Annotated in this window: 15 protein-coding genes and 1 pseudogene; 5 read left to right on the top strand and 11 right to left on the bottom strand. The window is 70.7% G+C overall.

The annotated features are described in order from the left end of the window. Positions 1-12: 12 nt before the first annotated feature. Both G472_RS0122290 and G472_RS0122285 read right to left on the bottom strand, forming a co-directional pair. Complete coding sequence (locus G472_RS0122290; protein ID WP_029010139.1) at positions 13-792, bottom strand: SDR family oxidoreductase; 780 nt, start codon at positions 790-792, stop codon at positions 13-15. Next, on the bottom strand, positions 792-1,115 hold the full coding sequence (locus tag G472_RS0122285) for a nuclear transport factor 2 family protein (RefSeq protein ID WP_156927218.1): 324 nt from the start codon (positions 1,113-1,115) through the stop codon (positions 792-794). Before G472_RS0122285 ends, G472_RS0122290 begins: the two co-directional genes overlap by 1 nt. A 108-nt stretch (positions 1,116-1,223) precedes the next feature. Between G472_RS0122285 and G472_RS0122280 the strand changes: the two genes are divergently transcribed. Further along, positions 1,224-2,135, top strand: coding sequence for a LysR family transcriptional regulator (locus G472_RS0122280; RefSeq protein ID WP_035693436.1), 912 nt, complete (start codon positions 1,224-1,226; stop codon positions 2,133-2,135). Between the two features lie 58 nt (positions 2,136-2,193). Here G472_RS0122280 and G472_RS34995 read toward each other — a convergent pair whose 3' ends face one another. Further along, a complete protein-coding gene (locus G472_RS34995) occupies positions 2,194-3,867 on the bottom strand; it encodes an EAL domain-containing protein (protein WP_051341148.1) in 1,674 nt (557 codons plus the stop codon). Positions 3,868-4,241: 374 nt separating this feature from the next. Between G472_RS34995 and G472_RS37515 the strand changes: the two genes are divergently transcribed. From G472_RS37515 to G472_RS38320, 4 genes are all read left to right on the top strand, one after another. Then, complete coding sequence (locus tag G472_RS37515; protein ID WP_051341147.1) at positions 4,242-6,338, top strand: sensor histidine kinase; 2,097 nt, start codon at positions 4,242-4,244, stop codon at positions 6,336-6,338. 71 nt (positions 6,339-6,409) lie between these two features. Continuing rightward, positions 6,410-6,844, top strand: coding sequence for an aspartate 1-decarboxylase (gene panD / locus G472_RS0122265; RefSeq protein ID WP_029010136.1), 435 nt, complete (start codon positions 6,410-6,412; stop codon positions 6,842-6,844). Continuing rightward, positions 6,832-7,809 (top strand): zinc-dependent alcohol dehydrogenase family protein, encoded by a 978-nt coding sequence (locus G472_RS0122260; protein ID WP_029010135.1) that lies wholly within the window; start codon positions 6,832-6,834, stop codon positions 7,807-7,809. Before panD ends, G472_RS0122260 begins: the two co-directional genes overlap by 13 nt. Further along, positions 7,809-8,477 (top strand): energy-coupling factor ABC transporter ATP-binding protein, encoded by a 669-nt coding sequence (locus tag G472_RS38320; protein WP_084536847.1) that lies wholly within the window; start codon positions 7,809-7,811, stop codon positions 8,475-8,477. The genes G472_RS0122260 and G472_RS38320 overlap by 1 nt, the downstream gene beginning before the upstream one ends. On the opposite strand, the pseudogene G472_RS34985 reads toward G472_RS38320, so the two are convergent. The 8 genes and pseudogenes from G472_RS34985 to G472_RS0122215 form a co-directional block, all read right to left on the bottom strand. Further along, positions 8,417-9,382 (bottom strand): annotated as a pseudogene (locus G472_RS34985) (ribulose-bisphosphate carboxylase); the annotation flags it as partial. The gene G472_RS38320 and the pseudogene G472_RS34985 overlap by 61 nt on opposite strands. A gap of 198 nt (positions 9,383-9,580) precedes the next feature. Then, a complete protein-coding gene (gene fba, locus G472_RS0122245) occupies positions 9,581-10,645 on the bottom strand; it encodes a class II fructose-bisphosphate aldolase (RefSeq protein WP_029010133.1) in 1,065 nt (354 codons plus the stop codon). A gap of 31 nt (positions 10,646-10,676) precedes the next feature. After that, a complete protein-coding gene (tkt, locus tag G472_RS0122240; protein WP_051341146.1) occupies positions 10,677-12,692 on the bottom strand; it encodes a transketolase in 2,016 nt (671 codons plus the stop codon). Positions 12,693-12,713: 21 nt separating this feature from the next. Further along, the gene (locus G472_RS0122235) at positions 12,714-13,652 is read right to left on the bottom strand and encodes a phosphoribulokinase (protein WP_029010131.1); all 939 of its coding nucleotides are present in this window, start codon (positions 13,650-13,652) and stop codon (positions 12,714-12,716) included. Positions 13,653-13,957: 305 nt separating this feature from the next. Continuing rightward, positions 13,958-14,728 (bottom strand): transcriptional repressor LexA, encoded by a 771-nt coding sequence (gene lexA, locus G472_RS0122230; protein WP_029010130.1) that lies wholly within the window; start codon positions 14,726-14,728, stop codon positions 13,958-13,960. Positions 14,729-14,866: 138 nt separating this feature from the next. Then, positions 14,867-16,099 carry a molybdopterin molybdotransferase MoeA gene (locus G472_RS0122225; RefSeq protein WP_029010129.1) on the bottom strand — a complete coding sequence of 411 codons (1,233 nt, stop codon included), beginning with the start codon at positions 16,097-16,099 and terminating at the stop codon, positions 14,867-14,869. After that, entirely contained in the window at positions 16,096-16,581 is a 486-nt protein-coding gene (moaC, locus tag G472_RS0122220; RefSeq protein WP_029010128.1) for a cyclic pyranopterin monophosphate synthase MoaC, read from the bottom strand. Before moaC ends, G472_RS0122225 begins: the two co-directional genes overlap by 4 nt. Then, positions 16,578-16,953 (bottom strand): GNAT family N-acetyltransferase (locus G472_RS0122215; RefSeq protein ID WP_029010127.1); only part of this gene is annotated, 376 nt, incomplete at its 5' end. The genes G472_RS0122215 and moaC, both read right to left, overlap by 4 nt.

Genomic DNA, 16,953 nt, shown 5'->3' with positions numbered 1-16,953 from the left:
CGTTCGCCGGACCTATACCGTCGGGACCGTGCCGCCGTCGATGACGTGCTCCGATCCCGTGATGGTCGCCGCACGATCCGACGCCAGGAAGGCGATCAGGTTCGCGACTTCGGCCGGTTTGGACGGGCGGCCGATCGGAATCCCGCCGAGCGAGTCCATGATCATCGTCCTGCCGCCCTCGTAATCCGTTCCGGCCTGCAGGGCGAGCCGTTCGGCCAGGCGGACGGATGCTTCCGTCTCGATCCATCCCGGCGAGACGCGCACGACGCGCACGCCTGCCGGCGAGACTTCCTTCGAGAGGCTCTTGCTGTAGGTGGAGAGTGCGGCCTTCGCGGCGGCATAGGCGGTCGTGGCGTCGGGGAGGGGAAGTCTGCTCTGGATCGACGCGACGTGGATGACCACGCCGCTTCCTTGCGCGATCATTCCCGGCACGAGTTCCCGGTCGAGCCGGACCGCCGGAAACAGGTTGAGATCGAGTTCCTTCCGCCACTCGGACTCGTTCAGCGCGGCGAACCCCCCCGCGGGTGCGGAGGAGCCGCCGAGCATGTGAACGATGATATCGACACCGCCCACGCGGTCACGCACCGCCTGCGCCACCGTCGCGCAGCCTTCCGGGGTGGTGAGGTCGGCGGTGACGAACAGGTCGTCCGGCATGGCCTCGGGTTTCGATCGTGCCGTCGTCAGCACCCGGGCGCCGAGATGTCGGAAGAGGTCGACGGTCGCCGCTCCCGCCCCTTTTGTGCCCGATGTGATGAGCGCCCGTTTTTTTTCGAGGCTGATGAAATCCGGCATCATCGAATCTCCAGTCCGGAAATCTTGTTCTCTTTCAGATAAAAGATGAAGGTGAGCGTCGCGGGGCTTCCGGGAAACCGTCCCGAGACTTTGGTCGACACCAGGATGCCGCCGTTGTTTGCGGTCATGCCCATCGGCTCGGCGGTGTAGCCGTAGGCGTCCCTGGCCGACAGCCACCACCGGCGGATGGCGTCGATTCCGGAATGGGTCGCGCCCTCGTCCCGAACGACGGCGTCATTGGCCAGCGCCGTAACGAGGATGTCGGCGTCAGAGCGCCGTTCGGCCTCGAAATACGCCTCAATGGGTGTGGGGAGTTGCAACATGTCGATTCTTCCTGAGGGGCAGCGGTGGTTCCCGGGCCGAAATCTGGGCTCGATCATTGTCCGGATAAGTGGGATAAACCGGCACGTGACATTCCGGAAAACAGGACAATGGATCGCACCGGCCTGAACGATCTGGAAGCCGTGATGGCGATTGCGCGCAGGGGCTCGTTCCGCGCAGCGGCCGTCGACCTCGGCATGTCCACCACGGCCCTCAGCCACGCCATCGGAAAGCTGGAGACGGGTCTGGGCGTACGGCTGTTCAATCGCACCACGCGCAGCGTCTCGCTGACCGATGCGGGCCGGCACTTCGTCGATCGGGTTGGTCCGGCGCTCCGGGAAATCCGTGACGCCGTGGACGTCGTCCGTTCGCAGCAGGAGGTGCCCTCGGGCACGTTGCGGATCAACGCCGCGCCGGTGGCGGCGCAGGAGATCATGTCACCCCTGGTGCTGGAATTTCTGCGCCGCCATCCGGAGATGACCGTCGATCTGGTGACGGAGGGTCGGTTGATCGATATCGTTGCGGAAGGCTTCGATCTCGGCGTGCGGGTCGCCGACCTGGTCCCGAGCGATATGATCGCGGTCTCCCTCGGCCGCCCGCAACGGTATGCGGTCGTCGCCTCGCCCGATTACTTTGCGCAGCACGGGCGACCGGTCGTCCCCGCAGACCTCGTCCATCACGCGTGCATTCGCGTACGCCTGCCCAACGGTGCGATGTATCGCTGGCAATTCGAGCGGCGGGGGGAGATCGTTCAGGTCGACGTACGCGGCCGCGTCACGCTCGATGAAGCCGGTCTTGCACGCATGGCCGTGCTGGAGGGGGCCGGTGTCGGGTTCTTCATGGAGCGGAGCGTTCTGGCCGACATCAAGGACGGCAGACTCCTGCGCGTGCTTGAGGACTGGACACCGCCGTTCCCCGGCCTGTGCCTCTACTATCCGGGACGGCGCAATCCATCGGCCGGACTCCGGGCCTTCCTGGCGCTTGCCCGCGATTTCGCCGCCCGGAACGGCCGGGCACCGTAGGGAGTGCCGGTCGGTTGCCGACGGGCGCCTTCCCACCGGCTTCCATGTTTGGCTCCCCCTATTCCCAGTGCTCCGCCTCGCCGCGGCGGCGGTTGGCGGGGGGGGTGCGGCGGGTGCGGCCGGGCATGTCGGGGGTAGGGCGGCCGTAGAGGAAGCCCTGGACCAGGCGCACCCCCTGGGCCCGGACGAACGCCGCCTGCTCCTCCGTCTCGATCTGTTCGGCGATGACCTCGACGCCGAGGTGGCCGGAGATCTCGACGATGGATTGCAGGATCGCCCGCTCCCGCCCGCCCCGGATCGCCGCCTGGACCAGCGGCCCGTCCAGCTTCACGAAGTCCACCTTCAGCGCGTTCAGCGACATGAAGGAGGTGGTGCCGGCCCCCACGTCGTCGAGGCAGATCCGCATGCCCATGTCGCGCATCCGCCCGATCGCCCGGTTGAGCGCGTCGAAGTCCTTCACCATGCTGGTTTCGGTGATCTCCACCAGCAGCTTGCGGCGCGGCGGGCCGAACGGCTCGACGATGCGCTCCAGCTGCTCCATCAGCAGCGGGCTGTTCAGGGTGGCGGCGGAGATGTTGACGGCCACGTCGGGCATGACGACCGACGCCGCCGCCCCCTCCGCCAGCGTTTCCAGCACGGTCTGGAACACCAGCAGGTCCAGGTCGCCGATCATTCCCACGCTCTCGGCGAAGCCGATGAACTCGGCCGGCGATTCCGCGTGGCCGAAGCGGACCAGCGCCTCCACGTGGTGCAGGCGCCGTCCGGTGATGGTGACGATGGGCTGGTAGACCATGCGGAAGTCGCGGGTCTCCAGGGTGCGGCGGAACGCGCTCACCCGCTCCACCGAGGTGTGGAGCAGGTCCAGGATGCCGTCGTCGATGGTGGCGATGGTGAAATCGCCGCGGCCCCTGGCGAAGATCTGCAACGTGTAGGCCAGTGCGCGCGCCACGTCGGCGGTGGGCAGGGCGGCGTGGCTGCGCAGGGAGATCTGGTGCAGCATCAGCGTGTCGCGCAGGCAGTCCGCCCCGCGCTCGGCCAGCAGCCGATCGATGTCGCTGCGGATCTCGCCGGCCGACAGGCTGTCGTCGTGCAGCACGGCGTAGCGGTCCTCGTCCAGCCGGGCGGCGCCGTCGCCGTCGGTGGAGATGGACAGCAGGTACGCCTCCAGCGCCTGCACCAGGTCCTTGTGCTCGCCGGGGTTGGTGATCAGGAAATCCCCCAGCCCGTCGAGCAGCATCAGCGACAGGCTCTGCGGCCGGTCGAGCGCGGCGCACGCCCCGATCTTCGCCTCGATGCCGTGCACGAAGGCGTTGAGGCCGGGCAGCCGGCCGTCCCGCAGCCGGTTGAGCACGCTGGCCCCCGCCACCACCGACAGGAAGTTGGTGTCGGGATAGAGCGGCAGCCGGCAGCCGCCGATCTGGGCCGGAAAGGTCTCGCCCCCGGCGGTCCGCAGCACCACGCAGCACGGGTCGAGCTTGCCGCGCTCGGCCAGGCGGCGCAGCAGGCGGCGCAGGTACGCCTGCTCCTCCGCCGGGGCGAACTCCAGAAGATTGCGGCCCACCAGGTCGTCGACGCTGCCCGCCACCAGCCCGCAGCGCGCTCCGGTCGCATAGGCGATGGCGCCGGTGCCGTCGGTCTGGATCAGCAGGTGTCCCCCGGCGAAGGCGAAGCCGATGAAGCGGTCGCGCTGCAGCGAGGCGCTGGCTGCGGGCGGGTGGATCGCTGGCTTCATGAGTTTCCCCGGTGAATGGATCCGGTGCGGGCGAACGCTTCGTTCATGACAGTAATGGTGTGCTCGGGCGGATGAAAAGTCATGATTCCCGGAAGTGGCAACGTGCGCGGCGGGATCTGATGATAAAGCAACATGCGGACCTAAGAATTTATTAAGCCGGGGGATGCGACGGAGTGGCGCGGGTGATAACGCCGGGAGCGGCAGAGCTTGCCATCACTCGAATTAACTACGACAATTTCTTATATGGTTAATATTTCGACCGGTGGCCATGCGGGGCAGGCGGTGGTGCGGCGGCCGGCCACTGCAAAAAGGACGCTGGATCGCCATCGCCGGGAGTGCTTTATCTGGACGGGCGTTCCCGAGGGAGTCCCGGCTTGGCTCGCAAAGCCCTGACCTACATCGCCGCCACCCTGCTGTCACTGGCTGCGGGAGCCGCCCTCGTCACCATGGACGGTCTCGACCGTCGGGCCCGCCAGCAGGCGGCGCAGACCGAGGTGCTGTACCAGCTCGGCATCGTGCGGTCGCGCCTGGAGGGGCTGCTGCACGCCGCCATGCTGACGACGCGCGGCATCGCCGCTCCCTTGCAGATGCGCGGGGACATCGAGCCGACGGCGTTCGACCACTTCGCCCGGCAAATCATCGACCCGCAGAGTCATGTGCGGAACCTGGCCCTGACCCGTGACACCCTGATCACGCGGGCATACCCCGATAAATCGGTGATCGGCTCGGACATACGCAACTACCCCGAGCAGTACGCCGCGAACCGCCGTGCCGCGGAGCTGCGCGGGCCCGTGGTGACGGGCCCCACGGCGCTGATCCAGGGCGGGCGCGGCATCATCAGCCGTCTGCCGGTGTTCGCGCCGGACGAGGACGGTCAGCCCGGCCGCCACATCGCGACCGTGTCCGTCGCCATCGACCTGGACCGCCTGATCGAGCGGTCCGGCGTGCCGGAGGCGGTGCAATCGCTTGACCTGGCCATCCGCATCCGGGGAGACGGCGGCATCCCCGGCGGGGCGGTGTTCGGCGCCCCCTCGCTGTTCGACACCGACGCCGTCCTGGTGGACGCCGTGTTCCCCGGCGGCGTCTGGCAGCTCGCCGCCCGTCCGCGCAGCGGCTGGGAGGCCGCATCGGGCGACCGGACCGTGCCGCGGCTGCTGGGCGGCAGCGTCCTCGCCCTGCTCTGCGGCACGCTGTTCGGCCTGGCCTATTATGCCAATTGGCTGGACCGCACCCGGCAGGCGGCGCACGACAGCGAGCGGCGCTACCGCACGCTGGTGGACACGGCGCCGGTGGCGATCTTCATCCACCAGGACGGCCGCATCGTCTTCGCCAACGGCGAGGCCCTGCGTCTGGCCGACGCCGCGACACCGGACGCTCTCATCGGCCGCCGCATCCTCGATCTCGTCCATCCCGACTGGCAGCCCGTGGCGCGGCGCAGCGTGGCCGAGCTGTCGGCCGAGCGGACGACGGCGGAGGAACGGGTGATGACGCTGGCCGGCCGCCACGCCGTGGTCGAGGTGACGGCCGCCCCGTTCGTGTTCGGCGGCCGACCGGCGGTGCTGGTGGCCGCCCACGACGTCACCCGGCGCCGCGAGGCGGAAGCCCGGGTCCGGGAAATGAACCGCGGTCTGGAGCGCACCGTGTCGGAACGCACGCGCGCCCTGGAGGAGGCGCTGGACGCCCTGCGCCGGGCCAAGGAGCAGGCGGAGGCCGCCAACCGGGCGAAGTCCCTGTTCCTCGCCCACATGAGCCACGAGCTGCGCACGCCGCTGAACGCCATCATCGGCTTTTCCGAAGCCATGCGCCTGGGGGCGTTCGGCGACCGCACGATCCGCGAATGCGACGCCTATCTGGCCGACATCAGCCGCTCCGGCCGCCACCTCTGCGCGCTGATCGACGACATCCTCGATCTGGCCAAGGTGGAGGCGGACGAACTGGTCCTGCAGGATCAGTTGATGGCGCCCGGCGACGTGGTGGAGCAGGGCATCCTCCTGGTCCGCCAGCGCGCCGACGACGCCGGGATCATCCTGGACAACACCCTGCCGTCCGACCTGCCCCTGCTGACGGCCGACCCGCGGCGGGTGCTGCAGGTGCTGCTGAACCTGCTGACCAACGCCGTCAAGTTCACGCCCGAAGGCGGGCGTGTCACCGTGGCGGGCCGCGTCGAGGCGGACGGCGCCATGGTGCTGGAGGTCGCCGACACCGGCATCGGCATCGCACCGGAGGACATCGAGCTGGTCCTGAAGCCCTTCGGCCAGGTGACCAGCGCCCTGCAGCGCAACCACGACGGCACCGGCCTCGGCCTGCCGCTGGCCCGCCGCTTCATGGAGGCGCACGGCGGGTCCCTGGTGCTGGACAGCGCCCCGGGGATCGGCACCCGCGCCATCTGCCGCTTCCCGCCGGAGCGGGTGCGCCGCCCGGCCGCACCGGCGGCGGACGGATTCCCGGCAGCCGTCGCAGAAACCGATTGAGCTTGCGGCGCAAATCTGGCGTATAGCGCCGAACCGGCCGTCACGGCCGCCGGGACGGGAAGGAAACGCGCATGATCAAGGTCATCCGGGCAAAGCTCCACGGCATCCGCGTGACCGATGCCCACCTCGACTACCAGGGTTCGATCACGCTGGACCCCGAGCATTGCGAGGCCGTGGGCATCCTGCCGCTGGAATTCGTGGAGATCTGGAACAAGAACTCCGGCGCGCGGATCAGCACCTATGTGATTTTCGGCGAGCGCGGCTCGCGCTGCTGCGTGCTGAACGGTGCTGCGGCGCGCACCTGCCAGCCCGGCGACACCGTCATCATCGCCGCCTCGCTGTACTGTCAGCCCACCGAGATCGCCGCGCTCAAGCCGCGCTTCGTCACCTTCGACGCCGACAACCGCATCGCCGGCCGGTTCGTCTACGACGTCACCGCGCCGGGCGACGGCCGCCACGACTTCCGCATCGCGCCGCTGCCGGAGATGGAGGAATGCGCGCCCTGATCTGCCGGCGCTTCGGCGACCCGGCCGAGGTCGTGCGGCCCGGGGACGCGCCGGAGCCGGCGTGCGGCCCCGGCGAGCTGCTGGTGCGGGTCACCGCGCGCGCCGTCAACCCGTCGGACCTGCTGACGGTCAGCGGCACCTACGCCGCCGCGACGCCGCTGCCCTTCGTTCCGGGGTTCGAGGGGGTGGGCACGGTCGTCGCCGCGGGGGCGGGGGTCGACGGCGCGCTGCTCGGCCGGCGGGTGCTGGCCCTGCGCGGCGGCGGCACCTGGCAGGAACGGGTGGCGGTCCCGGCGCAGTGGGCGGTGGCGGTTCCCGACGCCATCCCCGACGCGGCGGCGGCCCAGCTCTACATCAACCCCCTGTCGGTGCGGCGCATGCTGACCGAGGAGCTGCGCCTGCCGCCGGGCGCGGTGGTGGTGGTCAACGCCGCCGGTTCGGCCTGCGGCCGCCTGGCCGCGCAGACCTGCCGGGAAGCGGGCCTGCGCATGCTGGCCCTGTGCCGCTCGGGCGCCCATACGCAGGATCTGCTGGCGCTGGGCGCCGCGGCGGTGGTCGACACGTCGCGCGAGGATCCGGCGGCGGCGCTGGCGCGGCTGACCGGCGGCGGGGCGGCGGCGGCGCTGGACGCGGTGGGCGGTGCGCCGGGGGCGGCCCTGGTGGACCTGCTGGCGCCGGGGGCGGTGCTGCTGGCCTACGGGCTGTTGTCCGGCAGCCTGCTGTCGCCGGGGCCGGCGGCGGCGCGGGCCCGCGGGGTGACGGTGCGCCGCTTCTGGCTGAAGCCGTGGGTGGACGGCTGCACGCCGGCGCAGTGGCGGGCGGCCTTCGCCGCGGTGATCGACCGGGTGGCCGACGGCCGGCTGGTGCTGCCGGCGGCGCTGCCCTTCGACCTCGCCGATGCCGCCGCGGCGATGCGCGCCGCCGCCGCTCCGGGGCGGCGGGGCAAGGTGGTGCTGGTCGGGTGATGAGGAACGCACGGGTGAAGATCGAGTTGCAGGGTGTGCGCCATGGCTATGGCGAGCGGCCGGTCCTGGACGGCATCGACCTGACGCTGACCCAGCGCCGCATCGGCGTGGTCGGGGCCAACGGGTCGGGCAAGAGCACGCTGGCGCGCCTGCTGAACGGGCTGGTGCTGCCCGACGAGGGGCGCGTGCTGGTGGACGGGCTGGACACCCGCGGCGACGGCCGGGCGGTGCGCCGGCGCGTCGGCTTCGTCTTCCAGAACCCCGACGTGCAGATCGTCTTCCCCACGGTGGAGGAGGACATCGCCTTCGGGCTGAAGCCCATGAAGCTGGGGGCGGCGGAGACGGCGCGGCGGGTCGACGGGGTGCTGGCCCGCTATGGCCTGGCGGGCCACCGCCATCAGGCGGCGCACACCCTGAGCGGCGGCGAGAAGCAGCTTCTCGCCATCGCCGCGGTGCTGGTGATGGAGCCGGCCTGCGTGGTGTTCGACGAACCGACGACGCTGCTGGACCTGCGCAACCGGCGGCGGGTGGCGGAGGTGATCGGCGGACTGGCGCAGACCGCCGTGGTGGTCACCCACGACCTGGACCTGCTGGCCGGGTTCGAGCGGGTGCTGGTGCTGGCCGACGGCCGGATCGTCGCCGACTTGGACAGGACGAAGGCGGTGTAGCCGCGCCTGGCCTGCGGCGAGGTGACGGCGCCGTGGCCGGCGCGATGGTAATGCAGGAACTGGCGCGGGAACATGCGCCGGCAGGTGGTCACGGCCGTGGGGCCGCCCACATAGCCGTCGACCAGAAAGGCGACGTGGTCGGCGTTCTCGCCGAACGTCTTCAGGATGAACTCGCCGCGGGCGATCATCTCGAACGGGTCATCGGCGGTGATGTTGGCGGAGAACAGCTTGGGTTCGCCGGTCTCGTCCTGCGCGCGCTTCATGGCGTCGGCGACCAGGGGGATGACCTCGCGCATCGGGGCGAACACCTGGTTGCCCTGGGGCTCGTCGTTCTTGATGAAGTCGCCGCCCAGCCAGAAGGCATGGCAGGCGTCGGCGAAGGGCTTGGGGCGCAGGCCCAGTTTGGGCTTGATGATGGTGCCGACCACCAGCCCGCCGTCGACCACCGGGCGGCCGAGCACGCGCCACATCTCGGCGATGTTCACGGCCGGGCCGTCGAACAGGCGCAGCAGCGCCGGCGGCACGTGGAAATCGTGCATCTTGGCGTATTCGACGTCGCCCATGCCCTGGTTGTTGCCGATCGTGAGCGTCAGGAACGACACGATCATCGCCCGCCCGTCGGTGATGTTGCGGTCGAACAGATCGTTGGGGTAGGCGATCTTCATCAGGCCGCTGGCCTCATCGGCCTCGTACACCAGGGCGTCGACACCGCGGGTGAAGGCGTCGGTGGTGCAGACCTCGACGTTCGTGCCGGTCGAGGACTCGGCCGCGAAATGGGCGGCGGTTTCCACGAACCCGTAGCCGGCCTTGGGCTTCATGATGTAGGCGCACAGCACGTGGCGGCCGCCGGCAATCAGGTCCGCCTCGCGGAGGTCAAGGTTCACGTAACGGGATGACTGATCCATGGTGCGCTTCCTGCTTGATCGGGGGCTTGCTGCCCGTTGCCGGCGCCGGGTCGGTCGAAGAAAGGCCCCCCTCTCCCGTTGCCGGGAGAGGGGGGAAGGCGAAGGCACCCCCCACCCACGGAGAGGCACCCCACGGACGCCTTGGCCGCGCCGGTCCGGAGCGCCGGGGCCGGACCTGCGCGATCCCTTGCCGGTGCGTCAGCGGACCTGAGGGTCCAGCGCACCGGATTTGTAACGCCGCGCCATCTCTTCCAGGGGGATGGCCTTGATGGACGACGCCTTGCCGGCGGTGCGGAACTGTTCGTAGCGTTCCTCGCACAGCGTCTGCATGGCGGTCATGGCCGGCTTCAGGAAGGCGCGCGGGTCGAACTCGGCCCGCTTCTCCCACGCGACCTTGCGGAACTGGCCGGTCATCGCCATACGGCAGTCGGTGTCGATGTTGACCTTGCGCACACCGTAGCGGATGCCTTCGACGATCTCCTCCACCGGCACGCCGAAGGTTTGCGGCATCTCGCCCCCGTGGGCGTTGATGAGGTCCTGTAGGTCCTGCGGCACGGAGGACGAGCCGTGCATCACCAGGTGCGTGTCGGGCAGCCGTTCGTGGATACGGCGGACCACATCCATGGCCAGGATGTCGCCGGTCGGCTTGCGCGAGAACTTGTAGGCGCCGTGGGAGGTGCCCATGGCGATGGCCAGCGCGTCGACGCGCGTCAGGCGCACGAACTCCGCCGCCTGGTCGGGATCGGTCAGCAGGGCCTCGCGGTCCAGCTTGCCCTCGAAGCCGTGGCCGTCCTCCGCCTCGCCGTGCCCGGTTTCCAGCGAGCCGAGGCAGCCCAGCTCGCCCTCCACCGACACGCCGACCATGTGGGCCATCTCGGTGACGCGGGCGGTGACCATGACGTTGTGGTCGTAGGTGGCCGGGGTCTTGGCGTCGGGCATCAGCGAACCGTCCATCATCACCGACGTGAAGCCGTTGGTGACGGCGCTGAGGCAGGTGTCGACGTCGTTGCCGTGGTCCTGGTGCAGGCAGACCGGAATCTCCGGGTACATCTCGACGGCACCTTCTACCAGCTTGCGCAGGATGCGGTCGCCGGCGTAGCTGCGCGCGCCGCGGCTGGCCTGCAGGATGACGGGGCTGTCCGTCTTCCGGGCCGCGTTCATGATCGCCAGCACCTGTTCCATGTTGTTGATGTTGAAGGCCGGCACGCCGTAGCCGTATTCGGCGGCGTGGTCGAGAAGCTGGCGCAGCGAAATCAGGGCCATCGAAGCGTTCTCCCGTTTGCGTTCTTTCCGGTTACAGGCGGGCACGCACCGCGTCCGCCACCGCCTCGGCCGTGATGCCGAAATGCCGGTAGAGCTGATCGGCCGGGGCCGAGGCGCCGAAGCCGGTCATGCCGATGACGGCACCGTCCTCACCCACCCAGCGCTCCCACCCGAAGGTGCCCAGCGCCTCCACGGCGACCCGGATGGTGCCGGGGCATAGGACGGCGCGGCGGTAGGCGGCGTCCCGGCGGGCGAACAGCTCCCAGCTCGGCATCGAGACCACAGCGGTGGGAACACCGTCCGCCTGTAGGACGTCGCGCGCCTTCAGTGCGATTTCCACCTCCGACCCCGTGGCGATCAGGGTGGCGCGCCGCTCGCCGTCCGCCTCCGCCAGCACGTAGGCGCCCCGGGCGCTCCGGTTCTCGTCGGTGTGCACCGTGCGCAGCGTCGGCAGGTTCTGGCGCGACAGGGCCAGCACGCTGGGACCATCGGCGTTTTCCAGGGCCAGTTGCCAGCACTCCGCCGTCTCCACGACGTCCGCCGGGCGGAAGACCAGCAGGTTCGGCGTGGCGCGCAGCATGGCCAGATGCTCCACCGGCTGGTGGGTAGGGCCGTCCTCGCCCAGGCCGATGCTGTCGTGGGTCAGCACGTAGACCACACGCCGGTTCATCAGCGCCGACATGCGCATGCCGTTGCGCATGTAGTCGCTGAACACCAGGAAGGTGCCGCCGTAGGGGATGAAGCCGCCGTGCAGCGACAGGCCGTTCATGACGGCGGCCATGGCGAACTCGCGGATGCCGTAGTGGATGTAGCGGCCGGAGAAGTCCAGGGCCGTCACCGACGGCGTGCAGCGCGTGTGGGTGAGGTTGGAATGGGTGAGGTCGGCCGAACCGCCGATCAGTTCGGGAATGGTGGCCGTCAGCACCTCCAGCACGTCCTGCGACGCCTTGCGTGTGGCGACCTTGGGTGCCGTGGCGCTGGCCTTGGCCTTGAACCCCAGCAGGGCCGCCTGCCAGCCCGCAGGAAGGGTGCCGGCGGTGGTGCGCTCGAAGCTCTCCCGCACTGTGGCGTCGAGGCGGGCCATCCGCTCCTGCCAGGCGACGCGCTGCATGGCGCCCCGGCGCCCGGCGGCGCGCCAGGCGTCGAGCACCGGCTGCGGCACCTCGAAGGGGGCGTGCGGCCAGTTCAGCGCCCGGCGGGTCGCCGCCGTCTCTTCCGGCCCCAGCGGCGCGCCGTGCACTTTCTCGGTCCCCGCCTTGGTGGGCGCGCCGAAGCCGATGACCGTGCGGCAGGCGATCAGGGTCGGCCGATCGGCGGTGCGGGCGGCGGCGATGGCGGTGGCGATCGCCTCGGGATCATGGCCGTCCACCCGCGCGGTGGCCCAGCCCGCTGCCGTGAAGCGCGCGATCTGGTCGTCGGAGGTGGCGATGGCGGTGGTGCCGTCGATGGTGATGCGGTTGTCGTCCCACAGCACGATCAGCCGCGACAGCCGCAGGTGGCCGGCCAGGGTGATGGCCTCCTGGCTCAAGCCTTCCATCAGGCAGCCGTCGCCGGCGATCACGTAGGTGTGGTGGTCGACCACCGCGTCGCCATAGCGGGCCTGCATCATCCGCTCCGCCAGCGCCATGCCGACGGCGTTCGCCAGCCCCTGGCCGAGCGGCCCCGTGGTGGTCTCCACCCCTTCGGTGTGGCCGACCTCCGGGTGGCCGGGCGTGCGGCTCCCGAACTGGCGGAAGGCGCGGATCTGGGCGATGTCCATGTCCGCATAGCCGGTGAGGTGCGTCAGCGCGTACAGCAGCATGGAGCCGTGGCCGGCCGACAGGACGAAGCGGTCGCGGTCGGGCCAGGCGGGATCGGCGGCATCGAACTTCAGAAAGCGGGTGAACAGCACCGTCGCCACGTCCGCCATGCCCATGGGCAGGCCGGGATGCCCGGACTTCGCCGTCTCGATGGCGTCGATCGCCAGGAAGCGGACGGCGTTGGCCAGGTCGGCGTGGGTCGGCGCGGCCGCGGCCGGGGCGGGGCGGTCGGGCAGGACGGTATCCATCACGTTGCTATTCCTTCCCAATCAGAGTGCGTGGACGCCCATGGCGGCCTTGACCATGTGGTAGGCGACGAGAAGCTGGGAGATCGCCAGCGGCGCACTGGTTGCGGTGCGGTTCCCGGTGTCGGTGAATTCGCCGATGCTGCAGCGCAGATGCCGGACTTCCGGCAGAAGGCGCCACAGCAGGTCCTCCAGACGGCGGGCTCGCTCCGACGCGATTCCGCCGGCGATCTCCAGCACGTCCACGGGCTTGCCGTCGCCGTCGCGGCACAATTCCAGGTGGATGCCGCCGTTCTGGACGGATTCCATGATGGGCGTCAGGTCCGGGTGCGGCAGCGTCGGGCGCAGGACGTGGCGCACGTTGAGGCCGACGCCCGATTCCTGCGGTGCCTCCTCGGGCGGGTGGAACCCGATGACCATGTCCGCGAAGGTGCGCTGGGGGTGGATGTAGGTCGGGCTGTCGATCCGCCGGCGCTCCAGGGAGGCCAGGACCTCGTCGCGGGTGTAGCCGCGCCGTCCGATGTCGCGCGCCATCTTCCAGCGCACCCGCAACTCTTCGTCGGGCTCCAGGTACACCTTCACGTCGTAGCAGTCGCGCATGGCGCGGGTGGTGTAGCCGAGCAATCCTTCGACGATAATGTAGGGCTTGGGCGCCAGATACTCGGGCCGCACCAGATCGCCGGTGTCGTGGTCGTAGACGGGCTTCAGGATCGGCTGGCCCTGGCGCAGCAGCTTCAGGTGCTGTTCCAGGATGTCGATGTGGTTGGCGCGGGGGTCCAGGGCGGACACGCCCAGTTCGGCCCGCTCGCGCCGGGAATGACGGTGGTAGTCGTCGCTGCACAGGATCGCGACCCGGTCCTCTCCCAGAACTTTGACGATGCCGGACGCCAGGGTCGTCTTGCCGGACGCGCTGTCGCCGACGATCCCGAGGATTACGATGTCCTTGACGCGGTTGGCGGGCATGGAAGCATCCATTGGACGACGGAGCCGGCGGTGGAAAGATCCCCCCTTCCCCGAAGGGAAGGGGGAGAGGCTTGGGGGGACAGCATCCTCACAGATCCTGTGGTCAAACCTTATGGGGGACGGACGATCCGCGGAACGCCCGGTGGGGCAGGGCGGGGAACTCTCCCGGGTGGGTCGGAACCTAGCCGGGCGGGCGGGGCGCACGAAAAAGGGCGCTCCCGCCGGTTGCGGAAGCGCCCTCTCTTCAGGCCGCGATGCGCCGTGTTCCCGTCCGTCGCGGCCCCGGATCGGCGGGCCGCCTTCGGTCAGTAGCGGCGGATCAGCCCGACCAGCCGGCCCTGCACCCGGACGCGGTCGGCGCCGAAGATGCGGGTTTCATAGGCGGTGTTGGCCGGCTCCAGCGCGATGGTGTGGCCCTTGCGGCGCAGGCGTTTCAGCGTGGCCTCGTGGTTGTCCACCAGGGCCACCACGATGGTCCCGTTGTCGGCGCTGTCGCAGCGCTGGATCACCACCGTGTCGCCGTCGAGGATGCCGGCCTCGACCATCGAGTCGCCGGAGACCTCCAGCGCGTAATGCTCGCCCGGCGACAGCATGGCGGCGGGGATGTCGATCATGGTGGAGGTGTCGCGCAACGCCTCGATCGGCGTGCCGGCGGCGATGCGGCCGTAGAGCGGCAGTTGCACCGATTCCGCGGCCGCCACCACCTCGCGACCCGGCATGGCGCCCGAGAAGTCGCCGCGGATGACGTTGGGCTGGAAGCGCGGGGCGGGCGCGCGGGCCGGCGCCGGTGCCGGAGAGGGCGCGGCAGCGGGAGCGGCGGTCGGGACCGGCTCCGGTCGGGTGCGGCGGGGCGGCTCCATGCCGTCGGGCAGGCGCAGCACCTCCAGCGCGCGGGCGCGGTGGGGCAGGCGGCGGATGAAGCCGCGCTCCTCCAGCCCGGTGATCAGGCGGTGGATTCCGGACTTGGACTTCAGGCCCAGCGCGTCCTTCATCTCGTCGAAGGAGGGGGACACGCCGCCCTGGCCAAGCCTGTCATGGATGAAGAGCAGAAGCTCCTGCTGCTTGCGCGTGAGCATGAATGCCTCCCCGGCCCCGACCGAACGGATCTGGAACAAAAGAAAAACGGATTGACATGTTCTAGTTTGGTTCCGGCGACACGTCAAGTCTGCAAGCGTGAGCTTGAGCAGAAAAATAACCGGAGGGGATTATTGAAATCAGAGTTTGAGGCAGCCGCCGGCGAGCGGTATGATCTCCACCGGCGTCCCCGGTTCGGCCGCCGCCGCGTCCGGCGGACGCACGATCAGCGCGTCGGCCGCCGCGATGGCGGAGGTGAGGGCCACGTCCTGCCGCGGCAGAGGCGTCACCACCAGCTCGCCCGCGGCATCGACGCTCAGGGCGGCGCGCGGGAAGTCGGCCCGCCCGCCACCGGCGGGCAGCCGCCCGTCCAGGCGGGCGAAGCGCCGTGGTCCGGGCTCGTGCGGCAGTCCCTGCAAGACGCGCAGCATGGGCCGCAGGAACAGGACGGCCGCCACCAGGGCCGACACCGGGTTGCCGGGCAGGGCGAGCAGGCGGCTGCCGCCGGCGGCGGCGAACAGCAGGCGGCGCGCCGGCCGCATGGCCACGCCGTCCACCAGGGGGGTGCGCGCGCCGGGCAGGCTGCGCACGAAATCGCGGTCGCCCTCTGCGGTACCGCCGGCGGTGACCAGCAGGTCGGTCCCCGCCGCTGCCGCGGCGCGTTCGGCCAGATCGGCGGCGCTGTCGGGTGCCACGCCCAGGTTGAGCGCGACGCCGCCCTGGCTTTCCACCAGCGCGCACAGGCCGAAGGCGTTGGAGCTGACGATCCGGCCGGGGGCCGGCGGTTCGCCGGGAAGGCGGATCTCGTCGCCGGTGGCGAGCACGGCGACGCGGGGACGGCGGTGGACGCTCAGCCAGGGCACGTCGGCGCCGGCGGCCAGCGCCACGTCGCGGCTGGTCAGACGCCGGCCGGCCGGCAGCACCGCGTCGCCGGCGCCGAAATCGTGGCCGGAGGGCCGGACGAAGCGGCCGGGACCGACGGCGCGGCCGATCCGCACGGTGGCGCCGTCGTCACGACAATCCTCCTGCATCACCACGGCGTCGGCGCCGGGCGGGATGGGCGCGCCGGTGAAGATGCGCACGGCCTCGCCGGGGCCGACCGTGCCGGCAAAGCCGTGGCCGGCCGCCGCCTCACCGATGCGGCGCAGGGTGACGGGGGCATCGGGCCCGGCGCCGGCGACGTCGGCGGCCCGCACCGCCCAGCCGTCCATCATGGACGCAGCGAAGGGCGGCTGGGTCTGCCGCGCCACCACCGGCGCGGCCAGCACCCGGCCCAGCCCGGCGGCCAGCGGCACCGTCTCCGCCGGCAGCGGCGGGCACGCCGCCAGCATGCGGGCGAGCGCCTCCGGAACGCTGCACTCCGGCCCGGTCACGGGCGGGCGGCCCCCCACTCGCCGCTCTTGCCGCCCGCCTTGTGGACGAGGCGGACGTCGGTGATGGTCATGCCGCGGTCCACCGCCTTGCACATGTCGTAGACGGTCAGGGCGGCGACGGTCACGGCGGTCAGCGCCTCCATTTCCACGCCGGTGCGCCCCTTGAGCTTGCACGTGGCGGTGACGTCGACGGCGTTGCGGTCGGGATCGACCGTCAGGTCCACGGTGACCGCGGTGAGGGCCAGGGGATGGCACAGCGGGATCAGGTCCGGCGTGCGCTTGGCCCCCATGATGCCGGCCAGCCGCGCCACCGACAGCACGTCGCCCTTCTTCACGCCGCCTTCGACGATCAGCGTCAGCGTTTCGGGCCGCATCAGCACGCTGGCGCGGGCGGTGGCCGTGCGCTCCGTCTCCGCCTTGTCGGAGACATCGACCATCACGGCGCGCCCCTCGCCGTCGAAATGGGTGAATCCTCCGCTCATCGTGCGGTCTCCGCCGGTTGGCAGGGTTTCTCCAGGAACACGCTGGACGGGGACGCCGGGTACCCGCCGAAGGGGCCGCGCTCCCGGAACCCGGCGGCGCGGTAGAGCGCCAGGGCTTCCGGCTGCTCGGTCCCGGTCTCCAGGCACACCGACGCCAGGCCCTCGGCGGCGGCCTGCGCCTCCAGCCGGGCCAGCAGCCGCCGGCCGATGCCGGCGCCGCGCGCGTTGGGGTGCACGTACATGCGCTTCACCTCGCCGTAGCCGGCGGCGTCGTCGACGCGCAGCGCGCCGCACCCCACCGCCGTCCCGTCCCGCCGCGCCACGAAGAAGCGGACGTCGGGCGCCGCCAGCGTGGCCGGGTCGAGCAGGTGG

The sequence above is a fragment of the Azospirillum halopraeferens DSM 3675 genome (assembly GCF_000429625.1).
In the GTDB taxonomy this organism is placed as follows: domain Bacteria; phylum Pseudomonadota; class Alphaproteobacteria; order Azospirillales; family Azospirillaceae; genus Azospirillum; species Azospirillum halopraeferens.
This window is presented reverse-complemented; position numbering and strand designations above follow the sequence as displayed.